Source organism: Pantoea hericii, from assembly GCF_014155795.1.
In the GTDB taxonomy this organism is placed as follows: domain Bacteria; phylum Pseudomonadota; class Gammaproteobacteria; order Enterobacterales; family Enterobacteriaceae; genus Pantoea; species Pantoea eucalypti.
This window is the reverse complement of sequence record NZ_SCKV01000008.1, coordinates 127660-145922: the sequence shown is the minus strand read 5'-3', so window position 1 is coordinate 145922 and position 18263 is coordinate 127660. Positions and strand designations below refer to the sequence as shown.

The window sequence follows — 18263 nt, the reverse complement described above, 5'->3', positions numbered from 1 at the left end:
CTGCGGCGCCTGACCTTACACGGCAATGCGTTTCTGATTTTTAGTCAGATACATCTGTTTATCGCTGTCGTGCAGTAACTGTTCCAGCGATTGCGGATTGGCCGGGTCAAACTCTACCACGCCGGAAGAGAACTGCAGGCGGTAACGTCGGTTCAGGCTGACTGACTGCTGGTGCAGATAACGGTCGAACTGCATGAGCAGCGCTTCACTCTGCTGCTGCTGCAGGCCATCAAACAGCACCACAAACTCATCGCCGCCCAGGCGGGCAAACAGGTCGGAATGTTTGAACGCCACTTTCATCGCATTGGCAAAGTCCATCAGCGCGCGATCGCCTTCGCGATGGCCCAGTGTGTCATTAATCTGCTTAAACTTATCGAGATCGAGAAAAGTCAGACAGGCGGGACGGTTTTTCCTCTGGCACTCATTAAGCACCATCTGTCCCAGCGTCATAAAACCGCGGCGATTGGTAATCTGCGTCAGTTCATCACAGGTAGCCGTCTGAAAGGCGATCAATTCCGCTTCAGCCATGGCGGCGAGATCGCGCATGGTGGCCTGATCCTCTTCATTAAACTGACGCGGCCCACGACCAATAATACAGAACGTACCCATTTTGGCACCGCCCGGCGCACGCAGCGGACAGCCCGCATAAAAGCGAATGTGTGGTTCGCCAGTCACCAGCGGATTATCGTGAAAACGTTCATCCTGTAACGCATCTTCAACGATCATGATTTCATCCTGCAGGATAGCGTGGCCGCAAAACGAGATATTCCGTGGCGATCCGGTAGGCGCATAACCCTGTGCAGATTTAAACCACTGGTGATCTTCTTCCAGCAGGCTGACTAACGCGATAGGCACGTCATACAGGCGGCGCGCCAGGCGAGTTAAACGATCAAATCGTTCTTCCGCTGGCGTATTCATTATGTTCAGCGCACGCAACTGCGATAAACGTTGTGCCTCGTCGGCGGCGATTTCAGGTGCTTTCATCACAGAGCCCTTTGGTTTTTAGCTGAAGCCAGGTTCTGGTGTGTGCCTAACAGCGAAGAAGAGCGTGATACAGCGACCACGCTCTTTATGAGGAGGGGATCAGAGCACTTTTTGTTCGGCGAGATCAAGGGCGAAATAGCTGAAAATGAGGTCGGCTCCGGCGCGTTTAATCGCACCGAGGCTTTCCAGCACCACATTGCGCTCATCAATGGCACCGGCCTGTGCGGCAAATTTAATCATCGCGTATTCGCCACTCACCTGATAAGCCGCCAGCGGCAGTTCGGTGCGTTCGCGGATATCGCGCAGAATATCCAGATAAGCGCCTGCCGGTTTCACCATCAATGAATCCGCGCCCTGCGCCGCATCAAGCAACGATTCACGGATCGCTTCCCGACGGTTCATCGGGTTCATCTGGTAGGTTTTACGGTCGCCTTTCAGCGCCGTTCCGGCCGCTTCACGGAACGGGCCGTAAAACGATGAAGCGAATTTGGTGGAATAAGACATGATGGCGGTCTGGGTGAAGCCTGCCGCATCAAGTGCGCGGCGAATCGCCTCAACCTGACCATCCATCGCCGCTGACGGGGCGATAAAGTCTGCACCGGCTGCGGCGGCAACAACGGCCTGCTTGCCCAGGTTTGCCAGGGTTGCATCGTTATCGACGCCGTGATCACAGAGCACACCACAGTGGCCGTGGCTGGTGTATTCACAGAAGCAGGTGTCAGACATCACAATCATTTCCGGTACGGTATCTTTGCAGATGCGCGACATGCGCGCCACCAGACCGTTTTCGTTCCAGGCATCGCTGCCGGTGGCGTCGGTGTGGTGAGAAATACCGAAGGTCATCACCGAGCGGATGCCCGCTTTGGCGATGCGCTCAATCTCATAGGCGAGACGCTTTTCCGGAATTCGCATCACGCCAGGCATCGCCTGAATCGCTTTGTAATCGTCGACTTCTTCTTCAACAAAAATAGGCAGAGCCAGATCGTTCAGGCTCAGGGATGACTCCTGGAACATTTCACGCATTGAGGCGCTGGCGCGCAATCTTCTTGGGCGCTGGATAAGGGAATAATCAGACATTTTCATTCTTACGCAGGTGAAAAAAGTAACAACAGTTTACTCCCTTTGACCGCGAGGGATGAAGGTTTGTGTGCGGTAACAGAGAGGGAAAAGCGCTCTCCCACCGGGCGGCGGGAGAGCAGAACGATTACTCGTTGATATCCGGATGCTGCTGCACCAGGTTTTTACGTTTCGCTTCCAGGCGGGCGATCTCTGCATCGATATCTTCGATTTTGTTCTCGATGTTATCGTGATGTTCCTGCAGGATTTCGCGCGCTTCTTCCATATCGGACGCGGCTGGCGTTGCACCTTTCAGTGGCTTGTTTGCCGTCTCTTTCATGGAAAGACCGGTAATCAGACCAATGATCGCCACCACCATCAGGTAGTAGGCTGGCATGTAAAGATTGTTGGTGGTTTCAACCAGCCAGGCGGCCAGCGTTGGCGTCAGACCCGCAACCAGTACAGAGATGTTAAACGCACTGGCCAGCGCACTGTAACGGATATGGGTCGGGAACATCGCAGGCAGCGACGAGGCCATGACACCGGTAAACGAGTTAAGAATAACGGCCATCAGCAGCAGGCCACCAAAAATCAGTCCCAGCACGCCACTGTTAATCATCATAAAGGCGGGAATGGCGAAGACCAGCAGAGCAATACTGCCGATGATAACAAAGGGACGACGGCCAAAGCGGTCACTCATCATGCCGATCACAGGCTGAACAAACAGCATACCGATCATGATAGCGATGATAATCATCACACCATGGTCTTCGCTGTAGTGCAGGTTATGCGACAGGTAACTCGGCATATACGTCAGTAACATGTAGTAGGTGACGTTGGTGGCGATAACCAGACCGATACAGGAAAGCAGGCTGCGCCAGTGTTTGGTTGCAATCTCCTTAAACGAGACTTTCGGACCATCCTGCAGGCCTTCGCGATCACCCTGTTCCAGTTTGTCCACATGCTGCTGGAATGCCGGGGTCTCCTCCAGCGCATGACGCAGATAAAGGCCGATAATGCCCAGCGGCAGCGCCACGAAGAACGGCAGACGCCAGCCCCACTCAAGGAAACGTGCTTCTCCGATAACAGAAGAGATCAGCACGACCAGGCCCGCACCCAGTACAAAGCCCGCAATTGAGCCAAAGTCGAGCCAGCTTCCCATAAAGCCGCGTTTGCGGTCAGGCGAATATTCCGCCACGAAGATTGAGGCGCCGGTATATTCACCGCCCACGGAGAAGCCCTGCGCCATCTTCGCAAGCAGCAGCAGAATCGGTGCCCAGATGCCGATAGACGCATAGGACGGTATCAGGCCGATACAGAAGGTACTGACCGACATGATGATAATGGTAATGGAGAGGATTTTCTGACGACCATATTTGTCGCCCAGCATACCGAAGAAGAGGCCACCCAGCGGACGGATCAGGAAGGGCACAGAGAAGGTTGCCAGTGCAGCAATCATCTGAATGCCGGGTGACACGTCCGGGAAGAAGACTTTACCCAGCGCATAGGCCACGAAGCCATACACACCGAAGTCAAACCATTCCATCGCGTTACCCAGAGAGGCCGCAGTGATGGCTTTACGTAAACGAGCATCATCAATGATGGTGACATCATTGATCCCAATTGGTTTTACACGCTTCCTACGCAATTTCATAGAATTACCCTGTAATGGAACACGAAAGTCCTCAACGGCGCGAGCCGTGGTAAATCGTTCAGACCGCTGCGTTGAGAAATTTAAGCATAGCCGTAATTAAGCGCTCATTACGCGCCAGCGAACACAATAATTACTGTTGTGATTATTGCAAACAGCGACAGAGTATACCGTTTTTGTGTGATATCTGTCATGTTTGAGCTAATGCTGACCTGTTCCGGCAATCTTTATGACTGTTTAGCACCGCAAAAAAATTATCACGCTGCGTGACGACAGCCGTTTTTTTCAGCAGATTGTCTGCGCAAGTGATGTTTATTTGCGCTTAACGGGAGGGATCCCTGTCCGACGGTTCAGTGCGAAGGGTCGGGGGCTGGACATTATTCGTCGGTGAACGGGCTGGCGCAAGAGCCGCGGGTGGCAATCCCGGTTTCGGTGTCGTCCGGTTTTCGATGTGCTGCGGAGGTTCAAACGTGACACGGGTCAGCCAGCACACGCTGATCCCCCTGACGCGCCAGCCACTCTGCCAGCGATGTGTTATCCATCGGGCGGGCGTAATAAAAACCCTGAATAAACACGACGCCGCGCTGTTGGAGATAGCAAAATTGCAGCTCCGTTTCCACACCTTCACCCAGCACCTCCAGCGCCAGACTGTGACTGAGATTGATGATCGCATCCAGCACTGGCGTTTCGCCTTCCAGCGATTCGATAGCGTTAATGAATCCACGATCGATTTTCAGATAATCCAGCGTGAAGGTCTGTAAGTAACTCAGTGAGCAGTGGCCGGTACCAAAATCATCAATCGCAACCTTCATACCCGCATGGCGTAACTGCTCCAGCTTACGCGCCACCGCTTCACCCTCTTTAATCAGACTGCGCTCAGTCAGCTCAAGCGTAATGACAAACTGCTTATCTTTTATTTTGTCGGCGAATTGCAGCATATCGCGAACAAAATCAGGATGCTGCAGATGCTCCGCCGCCACGTTAATCGCAAGGTGAAAATGGGGATCCACCTGCCAGCTCTGCACATCCTCTGCAATCAAATCGAGCAGGTGGCGGGTCAGCGGCACAATCATCCCTTCCGCTTCTGCTGCACCAATAAAAATATCAGGCCGAACGCCGTTACCGTCGGACGTTGTCCAGCGCAGAAGCACCTCTGCACCGCTACAGCGTTGCAGCCGGTTATCATAGACTGGCTGATAGTGCGCCCTGAACTGGCCGCAGATGATGGCCCGGCGAATCTCATCGCGCCATGAAATACGCCGTCGCAGCCAGTTCGCCGTCAGCATCATCAGCAGAACAGAAAAGATCGCCGCCATCGGCATGATAATAAAAATCACCTGGCGCCAGGCAGAGATCAGCTCAGTGGGCGAGGCAATCAGAGTGACAGAGAGCGGGTAGCGGTTTGAACGGGCCTCATAAATCAGAGGCTCAAACCAGCCGGATGCAGCAATTTGTGGGTCACCAAACGAGATGGGGGCGCCGTCGCTGAATGCCATGCTGAAATGATAGCGGTGAGTGCTGCTGATAGCGCGCATCAGATCAAGCAGATACTGGCCATCAACCACTGCCCAGAATCCCACGCCATCAGGCAGGTCACGCATAAAAATCACGGCCGGGCGATCCGGCACACCGGAGGTGCCGGCAATTGACAGGCTCCACCAGGCTTTTCCGGTGACCGGCGCATCGCGCATGATCATATCTTTCAGTAAACCCGGCATGGTTCCATATGCTGACGAACAGCCAATTCTGTTTTCTTCAATTTTACCGATTGCGCGGAAATAGGGATTCAGTGAGCCGATGCGCTGTAACTGATTCTGAATCTGACTGCAGGGCTGATACTGAAACTGGCGCAGCGTATTAATCATATCCCAGGCGCTGTCACTCATTCTTTCAGCCTGAGAGAGCAGGGTATTGGCTGCATTCACCTGATGCTGCTGGACGGTGTGGCGCGCATCCAGAGCAGTAAAAAAAAGGCCAATAAGCAGAGGCAGCACACCGGAGAAAATAATCACCAGCCTGGCATAGTCGCGTTTTCGTTTCAGTAGCGGCACCGCTGAATCCTCTGAGTATTATTCGTTTTATGCAGGGGCTGAACAGTTGCGCAGCATAGCATTTCTCCGGGCCAGGCAGATTAGCGTTTTTGCGAGCAACAGAACTGACTCAGGTCAATTATCGACCCGACACAGCCTTAATTGAGGGGGTTGTTTTGCTTTCATTTGAATTCGGCAGAAATCAGGCAGGGATAAGTAACGCGGAGGAAAACATCTCATTGCGGCCAGCAGAGACCCTGGCCCGTCAGAATCGGGCACAGGGTAGCCGTTGACTTAATGAGCAAAATAGATCTGTTTCAAGGCGACTTCAACGCCGCGCAGTTCAGCAAGACCTTTAAGACGTCCAATGGCTGAGTAACCCGGATTCGTGCGTTTATGCAGGTCGTCCAGCATCTGATGACCGTGATCGGGACGCATAGGTATCGCGCGCAGGTTGCCTGCACGGCGACGGCGCTGCTCTTCCGCCAGAATGACTTTGATCACGCCGACCATATCGACATCGCCCGCCAGATGCGCCGCTTCATGGAAGCTGGCGGGATTAGCTTCGCGCTTCGTGGCGCGCAGATGGACAAAGTTGATGCGGTCGGCATAGGTTTCCGCCATCTCAACCAGCGCATTATCGGCACGCACACCATAAGAGCCGGTACAGAAGCAGAATCCGTTGTGCAGACTGTCCACGGTTTCTTTCAGCCACTGCATATCTTCCTGCGTGGAGATAATGCGTGGCAGACCCAGAATAGGACGCGGTGGATCGTCCGGATGCACCGCTAGTTTAACGCCCGTCTCTTCCGCAACCGGCACGATGGCGCGCAGAAACGCTGCCATATGCTCGCGCAGTTTCGCTTTATCAATACCGTCATACTGTGCCAGTTGCGCCTGAAACTGCGCCAGGGTGTAACCCTCTTCAGCACCTGGCAGACCGGCGATAATATTGCGCACCAGGGTGTTTTTCTCTTCTGCGCTCATGGCGGAAAAGCGCTGCGCTGCGGCCTGCTGCTCGGCAGCGCTGTAATCCTTCTCCGCGCCCGGGCGCTGTAGCAGATAAAGCTCAAAGGCGGCAAACGCATCAGCGTCAAAGCGCAGCGCTTTTGCGCCATCTGGCAGCGTCCAGGCGAGGTCGGTGCGCGTCCAGTCCAGCACCGGCATGAAGTTGTAGCAGACGGTATCAATGCCGCAGGCAGCCAGATTGCGTATCGACTGCTGGTAATTGGCAATGTAGCGAAGGTAGTCACCCCGCTGAGTTTTGATCGCCTCATGGACCGGGATACTTTCGACCACCGACCAGACCAGACCTTTTTCAGCCAGCAGGGCCTGGCGTGCTTTAATCTCTTCAACCGGCCACACCTCGCCGTTAGGGATATGGTGCAGCGCCGTTACAATGCCGGTCGCACCCGCCTGACGCGCATCATCCAGGGATACCGGGTCGCTTGGGCCGTACCATCGCCATGTATGTTCCATTATTACTCCTTAGTGTGATGTGGCCCAGTGGTCAGGCCGCTGGGCCAAGAGTATGATAGTGGACAAAACAGGGCCGTGATCCGGATCGCAGCATCACAAACTGCATCAGCGATGTGATCGGTTTTAAGCGGACGAAGAGGAGAGGGTGATGACGCTACCCGTTATTAAAACTGAGCGCCTGTATCGTCAGATCGCCAACGTCATTATGGCCGGCATTACGCGCGGTGACTTTGCGGCAGGAGGCTTACTGCCGCCAGAGCGCGAGCTGGCAAAACAGCTGGGTGTCAGCCGCTCGTCAGTGCGTGAAGCATTGATTGCGCTGGAAATGACCGGCTGGGTCGATATCCGCACGGGCAACGGCGTCTACGTCGCGCAGCCACTGCCGCAGGCCGCCGTTCCGCAGGAGAGTTGCAGTCTGCAGGACCTGCTGCAGGCGCGGGAAGCCTTTGAAGGGATGCTGGCGGGATTTGCCGCACGTAACGGCACCGCCGTTCAGCGCGCGGCACTGCTGGCGCTGACCGCTGAACTGCAGCAGTACAATGCAAACGATGCGGCTTTCCTGGAGCAGGACAAACGCTTTCACCTGCTCATCAGCGAGATGAGCGGCAATGATGTGTTACGCGACCTGCTGGAGCAGTTATGGAACCGGCGGCACAGTCCGCATGTGCAGCGACTGGAGCGCCATTATGCTGATAATAACTTCGCACGCGAGATGAATGCTGACCATCAGCAGATCGCCGAGGCCATCGTGGCGGGCGATGAAGCGGCTGCCCGTCAGGCGATGGAGAACCATCTGCAGCACGTGCAGCAGCAGCTACTTGGTTAATCCCCGCGCCCGCTTAGGTCGTCCGGTGCCCAGCATAATCGCCAGACGACTGCCGCCTGGCGTAGTTTCCATCAGGATTTTGGTAATGCTGGTCAGCGGCACCGAGAGCAGCATGCCGACCGGCCCGAGCAGCCAGCCCCAGAACACCAGCGACAGGAACACCACCAGCGTTGATAAGCCCAGACCGCGACCCATCAGTCGCGGTTCCAGCATATTGCCGAACACCATGTGAATCGCGGTAAACAGCGCCGCCACCATCGCGGCATCAAACAGACTGTTCAGTAACAGCGCCTGAAGTAAGGGCGGGATACCGGCGATAATCGGACCAATATTGGGAATGAAATTGAGGATAAATGCCACGACACCCCAGAGCAGCGCGAACTTCACATCCAGCAGATAAAGACTCAGCCAGACCGCGATGCCGGTAATCAGACTCACCAGCGTTTTCAGCGCCAGATAGTGCGTGACCCCTTTCAACGCTTTATGCAGCCCGGCGATGCGGATTTTAGGATTCACCAGCGCGTTACGCATTTTATAGGGCAGGTGATGAACCTCAAACAGCATAAAGACCACGGTCAGCACCAGCAGCACAGTATTGGTCATCGCACCGGAAAAGCCGCTCAGCGCCACGCTTGCCAGGTTCATCATAGTGTTAGGATCGAAACGCTGTACCAGCGCATCTGTTGAGATATTGATATGAAAGCCTGCCGCCAGATGTTGCAGCACCGTCATCTTCTGCTCCATCGTGGCACGTAGTTGCGGGTAGAGGTCGGAAAACTCGCTCATTGAGCTGGCGATGATGGCGCCCAGCAGCACAAGTGCGCAGAAGATCACCGTGATAACCAGGCCAATGGCCAGTCCACGGCGAAAGCCCCGGCGCATCAGCATCGTCACCAGTGGGTTGAGTACAATTGCAAAGAACGCCGCCAGCAAAAGCGGAACCAGAATATCGGACGCTGCCCGAACCCCGGCGAGGATGATGACCAGCATCGCCAGTTTTATCAGAATATTTTGTCCGATCTTTTCCCGTTGCAGCTCGCTCATTCTCTCTCTCATAACGTAAATTGGCTGTTGAAAGTGTAGCTGAAAGAAAATTAACAATCTGATTTATCAGAGAAACGGTAAAGCGCGGCGGCAAAGTGGCGAGAGTATTAGCGCCACAGCACTCAGCTATAGCAACAGAACAGCCACTCTCCCTTGTGGCTGTTTTCATCCGGTTATCTGCAGCACGTTTGGGCAGTCGTGTTTGCCAGATAACCGTGCCATTGTGATGCGCAGGAGGCGAAAGCGGGTATAGTTAAGGGATAAACCTTATCATTCAGCCAAATACGATCGTGAGGACGCATGCCTGAACAGCCTGCAGCGGAACCGACTACCCCACATGGCAACCTGAATATCTCTCTGCTGATCCTCTCTATTGTGGCCTACAACTTTGCCAGCTATCTCACCATTGGTCTGCCGCTGGCGGTATTGCCAGGCTGGGTGCATGACCAGCTGGGCTTCAGCGCGTTCTGGGCCGGCCTGGTGATCAGCCTGCAATATGTTGCGACGCTGCTGAGCCGGCCACATGCTGGGCGCTATGCCGATCTCTGGGGACCCAAAAAAGTGGTGGTCACGGGCCTGGTAGGCTGTCTGATCAGCGGATTGTGTATTCTGCTGGCGGCCCTGATCGCATCACCGATGTGGAGCCTGATCCTGCTCTGCGTGGGCCGGTTGATTCTGGGCGTGGGCCAGAGTTTTACCGGCACCGGCACCTCGTTGTGGGGAGTGGCAAGGGTGGGTTCACTGCACATTGGTCGGGTAATATCCTGGAACGGGATCGTCACCTATGGCGCGATGGCCATTGGCGCACCGCTCGGCGTAGTGATTTTTCAGGCAGGCGGTTTGCTGTGGCTGTCACTGGTCATTGTTGCCATCTGTGTCGTGGGCATCGTCTGTGCCGTGCCGCGTCCGGCCGTAAAAGCCAGCCGCGCCAGACCGCTGCCGTTTCGGGCTGTGCTGGGAAAAATCGCCGGTTTTGGTGCGATTCTGGCGATGGGATCGGCGGGTTTTGGCGTTATCGCCACCTTTATCACGCTGTTCTATCAGGATAAAGGCTGGCAGGGAGCCGCTTTTGCGCTTTCCCTGTTCAGCATGGCTTTTGTTGGCGCACGCCTGCTGTTTCCCAATGCGATTAACCGCCACGGCGGTCTGCGGGTCGCCAGCGTTTGTCTGGCGGTTGAAGCGGCCGGACTGTTTCTGGTCGCCGCCGCGGGTAATCCCTGGATGGCAAACGCGGGTGCTTTTCTGACCGGGGCCGGGTTTTCTCTGGTGTTCCCGGCGCTGGGCGTGGTGGCGGTAAAAGTGGTGCCGCAGCAGAATCAGGGCAGCGCCCTGGCAACCTATACCGCCTTTATGGATCTGTCGCTGGGGATAACCGGGCCACTGGCCGGATTCATCATGAATTATGCGGATGTCTCACGCGTCTATCTGCTTACGGCGCTGCTGGTCTGTGTCGCGTTTTTCTGCACGCTGCGGCTGTTGAAGCGTCAGGCATCGCAGTCAGCAGCAGACGGTTCTTCAGAATAAAAAAAATGGCCCAGCAGCGGGCCATAACGTCTTTTCAGACACAGATAAACGGATAAATGCGGGATGCAGCAGGATTCAGGCCTGCAGCAGTTCAATACTGTGGCGGATCTGGCGTTCAATCTCCGCCGGGGTCCAGCTGTTGAGCTGACCGGAGAACGGCTCAAAGGCGTAGACGCCCTTATAGCCAAGCATCTCCAGCCGTTTAACCTGCACCACGCTCTTCAGCACATCATTGTCATTCAGCATGATGCGTTCTTCGTCGGTCAGTTCGGCGGTCGGACGTTGATCTTCCACGCCTGAAAGGTGCACCAGTCCAATCTGGTCAATATCGATACCCACCGGGAATTCCTGTTCAGCCTTCTCATAGAGATGATGATGAAACGTATCCAGCAACAGTTTAAAAGGCACGCCTGCCGCAGCAATTAACGCCTGCGCCTGCACGATCGAACGCAGTGAGCTGACCGGGAAACCCAGTGGCTCCACCAGCCCCAGAATGCCATAGTGGGCAAAGCGCGGCGCCAGTGCCTGCATCGCCGCCTGTGTCTGCTGAGGCGACACGGTAATCCCCTCATTCAGCGGACACATCACCAGCGCTTTTGCACCAATCTGTTGTGCTGTCTGTAACAGCGCCTCGGCCCGGCTCAGCAGCGCGTCATCAATATGGTTAAACGGATAGAGCGCATTAATGCTGATGATATCAATGTGGTATCTGTCGGCCAGGGCGCGCAGTTGATCGGTGCTGAGATCGTCAGTGACGCTGCCGCCGGGCATATCATTACGCAGTTCAACCTTGCTCAGGCCCAGACGCTGAACCAGCTGAAAGAAGGCTTCCAGCGAGAGCCGGGGCGCAATTTTGCGATTGATACAGAAACGGGTTGGGTCGATGGCCATGCGTTAACTCCGGAACAGGAGAATGTTGCGATTAAAGAAAACATTTATTTCATAATTAGTGAATTATGAAATGTATTTTATTAGATCAGCCTCGCATTAATTTCATATTTCGTTTCACGCTGATGCGTCAACGCCGGATCGACTTCGCAGAAACAGAAGTGATCCACGCCGCAGCAATTCCCCTGTTACGCTAAGGCTGACCGGTAATATTGCTCTGCTGCTCTCATCACGCGGTCAGACAGAAGTGGACAATAAAAATGCGATCTGTGCCGCTAAAATCAAATTTTCCAAAAATAACTATTTGAAAAATTTATTCCACTGTAATAGCTTCATAGCACGCTTTCAGGTTTGCCTGGTCAGGCAGTGTGGCAGGCCACAGGGCCCGTCTGCAGGGAACTTAACCATCTTAAGAGGCAACATCATGACAACCATAGGTAACTTTATTGGCGGTAAAATCACGTTCAGCGCCAGCAACGAAACCATTCCTGTTTACGATCCGGCAACCGGCAAAGTGGTTCGTGAACTGACGCAAAGTACCGCTGATGAAGTGGCTCAGGCGATTGGTGTCGCGCATGACGCATTTTCAGCCTGGTCTAAAACTTCGCCGCTGCGTCGCGCCCGCGTTCTGTTTAACTTCAAAGCCCTGATGGAGCAGCATCGTGATGAGCTGGCGGCGCTGATTGTCTCTGAGCATGGCAAAGTCTGGTCCGATGCACTGGGTGAACTGACGCGTGGCATTGAAGTGATTGAGTTTGCCTGCGGGATCCCTCATTTGCTCAAAGGCGAATATTCCCCGAACGTCGGCGGCGGCGTTGACAGCTTCTCGCTGATGCAGCCGGTTGGCGTCGTGGCGGGCATTACGCCGTTCAACTTCCCGGCGATGGTGCCATTGTGGATGTTCCCGATCGCACTGGCCTGCGGTAACACCTTTGTCCTGAAGCCACCGGCGCTGGATCCGTCTGCGGCCGTGCGTATGGCCGAGCTCCTGACCGAAGCGGGCCTGCCGGATGGCGTATTCAACGTGGTGCACAGCTCTAATGAAGATGCTGAGCAGCTCTATAAGGATCCGCGCATTGCCGCGGTGAGCTTTGTCGGCTCTTCAGGCGTAGCTGAGCATATCTATAAGACCGCCAGCGCCCACGGCAAGCGAGTACAGGCATTTGGCGCGGCGAAAAACCACGCTATCGTTATGCCGGATGCCGATCTGGATGCCACCGTCAACGCCATCATGGGCGGTGCGTTTGGTTCTGCCGGTGAACGCTGTATGGCTCTGCCTGTTGTTGTCGCCGTGGGTGACGACACCGCTGACAAGTTGATTGCCCGCCTGACACCGCTGGTGAAAGCACTGCGTATCGGCCCGGGAATGAGTCAGGGTGCCGAAGAAAATGAGATGGGTCCGGTGGTCTCCGCTGCGCACCAGAAGAAGGTGCTGGGTTACATCGATAAAGGCGAGCAGGAAGGTGCGAAGCTGGTGGTGGATGGCCGTAACGTGCAGGTTGCGGGTCACGCAGAAGGTTACTACGTTGGCGGCACGCTGTTTGATAACGTCACCTCTGAGATGGTGATCTGGCGTGAAGAGATTTTTGGGCCGGTGCTGAGCATCATGCGCGCACCGGATTACGACAGCGCACTGCAACTGGTTAACAGCCATGAGTTTGGCAACGGCAGTGCGATTTTCACCAGCAACGGTCACACCGCGCGTGAGTTTGTGCAGAACGTTGAAGCGGGCATGGTGGGTGTCAACGTGCCGATTCCGGTGCCGATGGCATTTCACAGCTTCGGTGGCTGGAAGCGTTCCGTGTTTGGCGCGCTTAATGTCCACGGGCCGGACGGCGTGCGCTTCTATACGCGCATGAAAACCGCCACCGTGCGCTGGCCATCCGGTCAGCAGACCGTGTCTGAATTCAGTATGCCAACCTTAGGCTAATTTATTTCAACGTCGATCACGGATCACGGTGTGCGACCGGCAGGATAGTCTGCCGGTCGCTTTGTTCGCTGGCATTGCGTCCGCGTGACTCTCGCCGTGTTAATCGTGACAGAGAGGAGGATCGGGATGTCTTTACTGTCGAAAGCACAGGCCCCTGACGCACAGGGCCGTATTCAGCATGTCACACCTGAGCGTGCTGGCTGGCGTTATGTAGGGTTTGATGCTTATCTGCTGAAGAAAGGGGAAACCCTGCGCCTCAACAGTGGTGATAAAGAGCTGTGTCTGGTGCTGGTGGCCGGGCTGGCCTCGGTGAAAACCCGCCATGCTGAGTTTCCCGGTATCGGTAAGCGCATGTCGCCTTTCGAACGCGTGCCGCCTTATTCCGTTTATGTGCCGCATGATGATGAAGTGGAAGTGTATGCAGACAGCGATCTTGAACTGGCGGTCTGTAACGCGCCCGGTCAGGGAAATCTGCCTGCACGACTGATTGCACCAGCGGATGTGGGTGTTGAGCATCGCGGAAAAGGGCGCAATCAGCGCCTGGTGCATAATATCCTGCCTGACACTGAACCGGCTGACAGCCTGCTGGTGGTTGAGGTTTATACCAACGAGGGCGATACCAGCTCTTATCCCAGCCACAAGCACGACCAGGAGGAGAGTGAAAACGAAACCTACCTGGAAGAGACCTACTATCACCGTTTCGATCCGGAGCCTGGCTTTGCCATGCAACGCGTCTACACCGACGACCGCTCACTGGATGTCTGCATGGCACCCTATAATCGCGACGTGGTGATGGTGCCGCGCGGCTATCATCCGGTGGCGACGCTGGCGGGTTACAACAACTACTATCTTAACGTGATGGCGGGGCCGGTGCGGTTGTGGAAATTCAGCTGGGAGAAAGATCACGCTTGGGTGAACAGCGACAGCTATCCGCGCAACCCGTAAATCACGGCGGTTTTATCAGGCGTGCATAGTGCGTGGATAGCCACAAAAAGGGCAGCCAATTGGGCTGCCCTTTTTACTGTGTGGAACGCAGGTTACTGTGTGGAACGCAGGTTACTGAGCGGAACTCTCGGCGTTGTTCAAAGCCAGTGACACCGCCAGCGTCTGCGCCAGGCAGAGCGAGGCGACCTGCGAACGGAAGCCGTCGACCTGCGCTTCACGCACCACAAAGCAGACATCACTAAAGGCGGCCAGCGGGCTAACCTGACTGTCGGTAATAGCAATCTGATGCGCGCCACGTTTAGCACCCATTTCGACCACTTCGACCGCTTCACGCGCATAAGGCGAATAGCTGATCGCAATCACCACATCTTTCGGGTTTACCAGGCTGAGCTGCTCAGTAAACATCCCGCCCAGGCCATCAATCAGAAACGCGCGACGCTCCAGGTGACGCAGCGCGTAAACCAGATAGGAGGCGACGCTAAAGGAGCGACGCAGGCCGATGACATAGATGTTCTCAGCCTCATTCAGCAGTTTCACTGCCTTGTTCAGCTGCTCAGGATTAACCTGCATCGCCAGTTGCTGCAACGCCTGGCTGTTCACCATCGTAAAGACGTTGAGGATCTCCGCTGGGCTTTCAGGGGCACTGGCGCTGTCGTCCGTTGAGGTCTGACGAAACAGGCGAGCGCGCTCGGTATAGTTGACCGTCTCCTCCATCAGGTGCTGACGAAAAACCTGTTTCATTTCGTTGAAACCGCTGAAGCCAAACGCATTCGCAAAACGGATTAGCGTCGACGGCGGCACATCGGCCTGCTGGGCAATCGAGGCGACGGTATCGAAAGCAATACTGTTACTGTTATCAAGGATGTAGCGCGCAACCTGTTTAAGACGCTTGCTCAGCGTTTCGTAGCGGCGACGAATATCGTCCTGCAAGAGAGAAAGTTGGGTGGGATTATTGTTCATCACTTCTGCCCGTATAATTAGAATAATGGCTGCATAATGAGCGCTATATTACCAGATGGATGGAAAATTTCATTTCTTTGCGTTAACGGCGCAGTTTATTTCATGGCTTTATGAAATGGTTCACAGATTAGCTTTAGCGCCCGAGGCGTGACTCTTCGCGGGCAATGTCAGGGTGAAAACCGGGATGAAATGACAGCAGGCTGGGAGGGTAACCAGTAAAAAACGCCATCCCGGTTGGGATAGCGTGATGAAAGAGTCTGTCTCTGCCTGCTATGAGTTCGCGCAGGCTCAGGTAACATGGTCAGATCGGAAAGTCGCTTAAGCCATCCATGGCCGCTCGGCCCGCCCGATTACACACCTCATCCATGAGGTGCGCCCGTTACCGGGCCAACGCTTCGCGTTGTTCAAAAACGCTCCTGGCGTTTTTTTCCGGGCGGCGGGACGCTTTCCTCCTCTGACCATGTTACCTGCGCGTTGAGCTTATTTGTTGCTGTAACCTTCACCCTGCCTTGAGTAAGTCAGCCGTCTGAGGCCATCGCGGTTGAGACAGTCTATAGCAGAGCATGAAATCAGGCGCGGGCAGCACGCCAGTACTCAATCAGCCGCAGATAATTGCCTTTAACGGTCTCAATCAGCGCCTGATCGTCCAGTTCACCCTGCAGCCACTGGCGCGAAGGCTGACCAAAGATGGTGCGACCCACCGCAAAGCCTTTCACCCAGGGCGCGTTGGCCGCCGCGGCAAAGCCCGCTTTAAGCTTCTCTTCAGGCGCATCCAGACCGAGCAACAGAATGCCGCGACAGTGGGGATCCTGCTGCTCAATCAGCGTGCTGATCGCCTGCCAGCTTTCTGCGGACAGCGGTGGCAGTTTCCACCAGTCAGGCTGGATGCCCAGACTGTAGAAATGCGTCAGCATATCAAGGTAATAGGCTTCATTTTTATCCGGGTTGCTCTCCGGGAGAATCACTTCCAGCAGCAGCTCATGCCCGCTTTTATTACAGCCATTCCAGACATCGAGCACCACGTCATCCTGCTCTTTGCGCAGTTCAGCACTGTCGTGAGGATGATAAAACACCAGACATTTCACGACGTGCTCGGCGGGCCAGTCGATCAGCTGCGAGCCAATGTTGCCATGCTCCAGGCGCAGCGGACGTGAGCTCGGCAGCTCAATCGGACGGCCAATCCACCAGTTCTTCCCGGTGATGGCATTCAGCGCTTTCTGACCATAGGTGGTATCCGCCAGAATGCCGCTCCTATTCTCTAATCCCGCCTCTCTGGCGGCCTCCTGAGCGGCTTCCAGCAGCAGCAGTTTCAGCTGTGGAATACGGCTTTCATCCACGCCCGCTTCCTCCGCCATGTCCGCCAGTTGTTTGCGATGATCAAAAGCGAAAACGTTCAGCTCCGGCCACGCCTGCTTGCGGGTGGTCACGCGGTGCAGGTGGTTGAGACGACTGTCGAGATCGGGACGTTTCACCTCTTTGTCGCGGCTCAGGAAATCATCCAGTTCCGCTTTGGTTGGCATGGCCGGGGCACAGCCGTGGCGTGAAACCACCAGCGCCCCACAGGCGTTGGCGTAACGGCACGCCTGCTCCCAGCCTTCATCATTCAGCCAGCCGCGCAGCAGGCCAGACATAAAGGCATCACCCGCGCCCAGCACGTTGAGCACGTCAACGCGCACGCCGGTGTGCAGCTGAGTCTCTTCCCAGCTATCCGGTATATCCCCTTCAAACACCACGCAACCCAGCGGACCGCGTTTGCAGACCAGCGTTGCCTGGCTCGCCTTGCGAACGTTCTTCAGAGCAGTCAGGGTGTCGGTGCTGCCACCGGCGATGTGAAACTCCTCTTCGGTGCCGACGATCAAATCGAAATAGTGCACCACTTCCTGCAACTGCTGCGTAACCTGGGAAGACTCAATGAAACGCGTTTCACCGTCACCCAGCGAGGTCAGCCCCCACAATACCGGGCGGTAATCAATATCCAGCGCCGTGCGCAGACCGTTGCGGCGGGCGATATCCAGCGCTTTCAGCACAGCTTCACGGGTTTGTGGATGCGATAAGTGAGTGCCGGTTACCGCTACCGCGCGGGAAGAGGTAATAAAGGTTTCATCAATATCTTCCGGCACCAGCCCCATGTCAGCGCAGTTATCACGGTAGAAAATCAGCGGAAAAGTCTCTTCGTCTTTGATGCCCAGGATCACCAGTGCCGTCAGACGCCGCGGATCGGTGATCAACGCATCGGTATTACAGCCGACGCGCTGCAACGCTTCACGCAGAAAGCGACCATTATGCTCATCTCCCACCCGCGCCAGCATCGCTGATTTCAGCCCCTGAATCGCGGTGCCATAGGCGACGTTGCCTGAGGAACCGCCCAGATATTTCGCAAAGGAGGTGACATCTTCCAGCCGCGCTCCAATTTGCTGGCCATAAAAATCAACGGCAATTCGCCCGATACAAATCACATCAAGCGGCTTCTGTTGTGTACTCATACCTGTGGTTTCCTCTTGTGATTAGCAGGGCTGGCGGGCGAAAAGGTCGACGCTATATTCGCTCTGCATCCGGGTCTGTGGGTGTCTGACTGACAATGGGAGAATTATGAGGAATAAAAATTCCATATTCAACACGAAATGAAATATCCATCGCAATTTTGTGAACCAGGTAAAACTCCTGATTCTCTTCCGTCTGCGCAGTCTTCGTCTGCACGATGTCCGGTATGTCAGGGTTGTGAAGGGGATCGCAGGAATCCGCACGCCAGTCAGGCAAGCTGCTGCATTGAAATAAATTTTTTCATCATGTGACACTCTCTGTTAAACGTTCCAGATTTCCCCTCTGCAATCCCCCGTCAGACCTGAAGCCGCCATTAAATTTGATCTCACTCGCAAAATGAAATGTTTCTTCTGTAATCGTGTTTTATGAAAAAAATATTTGTTTATAATCGCCTCACGTTTCAGT

The 18263-nt window shown here is 55.1% G+C and carries 13 protein-coding genes; 4 read left to right on the top strand and 9 right to left on the bottom strand.

The window, feature by feature from the left end; translation table 11 throughout:
- Positions 1–15: 15 nt before the first annotated feature.
- The 5 genes from H7K52_RS17185 to uxuA form a co-directional block, all read right to left on the bottom strand.
- On the bottom strand, positions 16–984 hold the full coding sequence (locus H7K52_RS17185; RefSeq protein WP_182630255.1) for a GGDEF domain-containing protein: 969 nt from the start codon (positions 982–984) through the stop codon (positions 16–18).
- A gap of 99 nt (positions 985–1083) precedes the next feature.
- A complete protein-coding gene (hemB, locus tag H7K52_RS17180; protein WP_033734324.1) occupies positions 1084–2061 on the bottom strand; it encodes a porphobilinogen synthase in 978 nt (325 codons plus the stop codon).
- A 127-nt stretch (positions 2062–2188) separates the two neighbouring features.
- Complete coding sequence (gene proP / locus H7K52_RS17175; protein WP_003852158.1) at positions 2189–3694, bottom strand: glycine betaine/L-proline transporter ProP; 1506 nt, start codon at positions 3692–3694, stop codon at positions 2189–2191.
- Between the two features lie 461 nt (positions 3695–4155).
- A complete protein-coding gene (locus tag H7K52_RS17170; RefSeq protein ID WP_008926305.1) occupies positions 4156–5742 on the bottom strand; it encodes an EAL domain-containing protein in 1587 nt (528 codons plus the stop codon).
- A gap of 273 nt (positions 5743–6015) precedes the next feature.
- Positions 6016–7200, bottom strand: a complete 1185-nt coding sequence (gene uxuA, locus H7K52_RS17165; RefSeq protein WP_182630254.1) for a mannonate dehydratase — start codon at positions 7198–7200, stop codon at positions 6016–6018.
- A 148-nt stretch (positions 7201–7348) separates the two neighbouring features.
- Here uxuA and H7K52_RS17160 point away from each other — a divergent pair, with 148 nt between their 5' ends.
- On the top strand, positions 7349–8026 hold the full coding sequence (locus tag H7K52_RS17160) for a FadR/GntR family transcriptional regulator (RefSeq protein WP_078805116.1): 678 nt from the start codon (positions 7349–7351) through the stop codon (positions 8024–8026).
- Here H7K52_RS17160 and H7K52_RS17155 read toward each other — a convergent pair.
- Positions 8015–9070 carry an AI-2E family transporter gene (locus H7K52_RS17155; protein WP_003852166.1) on the bottom strand — a complete coding sequence of 352 codons (1056 nt, stop codon included), beginning with the start codon at positions 9068–9070 and terminating at the stop codon, positions 8015–8017. The two genes, H7K52_RS17160 and H7K52_RS17155, sit on opposite strands and share 12 nt — an antisense overlap.
- A 300-nt stretch (positions 9071–9370) precedes the next feature.
- On the opposite strand from H7K52_RS17155, the gene H7K52_RS17150 reads away from it, so the two are divergent.
- The gene (locus H7K52_RS17150; protein WP_110410945.1) at positions 9371–10594 is read left to right on the top strand and encodes an MFS transporter; all 1224 of its coding nucleotides are present in this window, start codon (positions 9371–9373) and stop codon (positions 10592–10594) included.
- A 75-nt stretch (positions 10595–10669) separates the two neighbouring features.
- Here the strand turns inward: H7K52_RS17150 and H7K52_RS17145 are convergent, their stop codons facing one another.
- On the bottom strand, positions 10670–11485 hold the full coding sequence (locus tag H7K52_RS17145) for a TIM barrel protein (RefSeq protein WP_003852169.1): 816 nt from the start codon (positions 11483–11485) through the stop codon (positions 10670–10672).
- 421 nt (positions 11486–11906) lie between these two features.
- On the opposite strand from H7K52_RS17145, the gene H7K52_RS17140 reads away from it, so the two are divergent.
- Together H7K52_RS17140 and iolB are read left to right on the top strand one after the other, a co-directional pair.
- On the top strand, positions 11907–13412 hold the full coding sequence (locus tag H7K52_RS17140; protein ID WP_182630253.1) for a CoA-acylating methylmalonate-semialdehyde dehydrogenase: 1506 nt from the start codon (positions 11907–11909) through the stop codon (positions 13410–13412).
- A gap of 126 nt (positions 13413–13538) precedes the next feature.
- Positions 13539–14357: a 5-deoxy-glucuronate isomerase gene (gene iolB, locus H7K52_RS17135; RefSeq protein ID WP_182630252.1), complete on the top strand. Its 819-nt coding sequence runs from the start codon at positions 13539–13541 to the stop codon at positions 14355–14357.
- 111 nt (positions 14358–14468) lie between these two features.
- Here the strand turns inward: iolB and H7K52_RS17130 are convergent, their stop codons facing one another.
- Positions 14469–15317, bottom strand: a complete 849-nt coding sequence (locus H7K52_RS17130) for a MurR/RpiR family transcriptional regulator (protein WP_003852174.1) — start codon at positions 15315–15317, stop codon at positions 14469–14471.
- Between the two features lie 569 nt (positions 15318–15886).
- Entirely contained in the window at positions 15887–17800 is a 1914-nt protein-coding gene (locus tag H7K52_RS17125; RefSeq protein ID WP_008926300.1) for a bifunctional 5-dehydro-2-deoxygluconokinase/5-dehydro-2-deoxyphosphogluconate aldolase, read from the bottom strand.
- Between the last annotated feature and the right edge of the window lie 463 nt (positions 17801–18263).

Coding starts and splice junctions, on each gene's coding strand:
- H7K52_RS17185 (WP_182630255.1), bottom strand. CDS start 984: ATGAAAGCACCTGAAATCGCCGCCGACGAGGCACAACGTTTATCGCAG.
- hemB (WP_033734324.1), bottom strand. CDS start 2,061: ATGTCTGATTATTCCCTTATCCAGCGCCCAAGAAGATTGCGCGCCAGC.
- proP (WP_003852158.1), bottom strand. CDS start 3,694: ATGAAATTGCGTAGGAAGCGTGTAAAACCAATTGGGATCAATGATGTC.
- uxuA (WP_182630254.1), bottom strand. CDS start 7,200: ATGGAACATACATGGCGATGGTACGGCCCAAGCGACCCGGTATCCCTG.
- H7K52_RS17160 (WP_078805116.1), top strand. CDS start 7,349: ATGACGCTACCCGTTATTAAAACTGAGCGCCTGTATCGTCAGATCGCC.
- H7K52_RS17155 (WP_003852166.1), bottom strand. CDS start 9,070: ATGAGCGAGCTGCAACGGGAAAAGATCGGACAAAATATTCTGATAAAA.
- H7K52_RS17150 (WP_110410945.1), top strand. CDS start 9,371: ATGCCTGAACAGCCTGCAGCGGAACCGACTACCCCACATGGCAACCTG.
- H7K52_RS17145 (WP_003852169.1), bottom strand. CDS start 11,485: ATGGCCATCGACCCAACCCGTTTCTGTATCAATCGCAAAATTGCGCCC.
- H7K52_RS17140 (WP_182630253.1), top strand. CDS start 11,907: ATGACAACCATAGGTAACTTTATTGGCGGTAAAATCACGTTCAGCGCC.
- iolB (WP_182630252.1), top strand. CDS start 13,539: ATGTCTTTACTGTCGAAAGCACAGGCCCCTGACGCACAGGGCCGTATT.
- H7K52_RS17130 (WP_003852174.1), bottom strand. CDS start 15,317: ATGAACAATAATCCCACCCAACTTTCTCTCTTGCAGGACGATATTCGT.
- H7K52_RS17125 (WP_008926300.1), bottom strand. CDS start 17,800: ATGAGTACACAACAGAAGCCGCTTGATGTGATTTGTATCGGGCGAATT.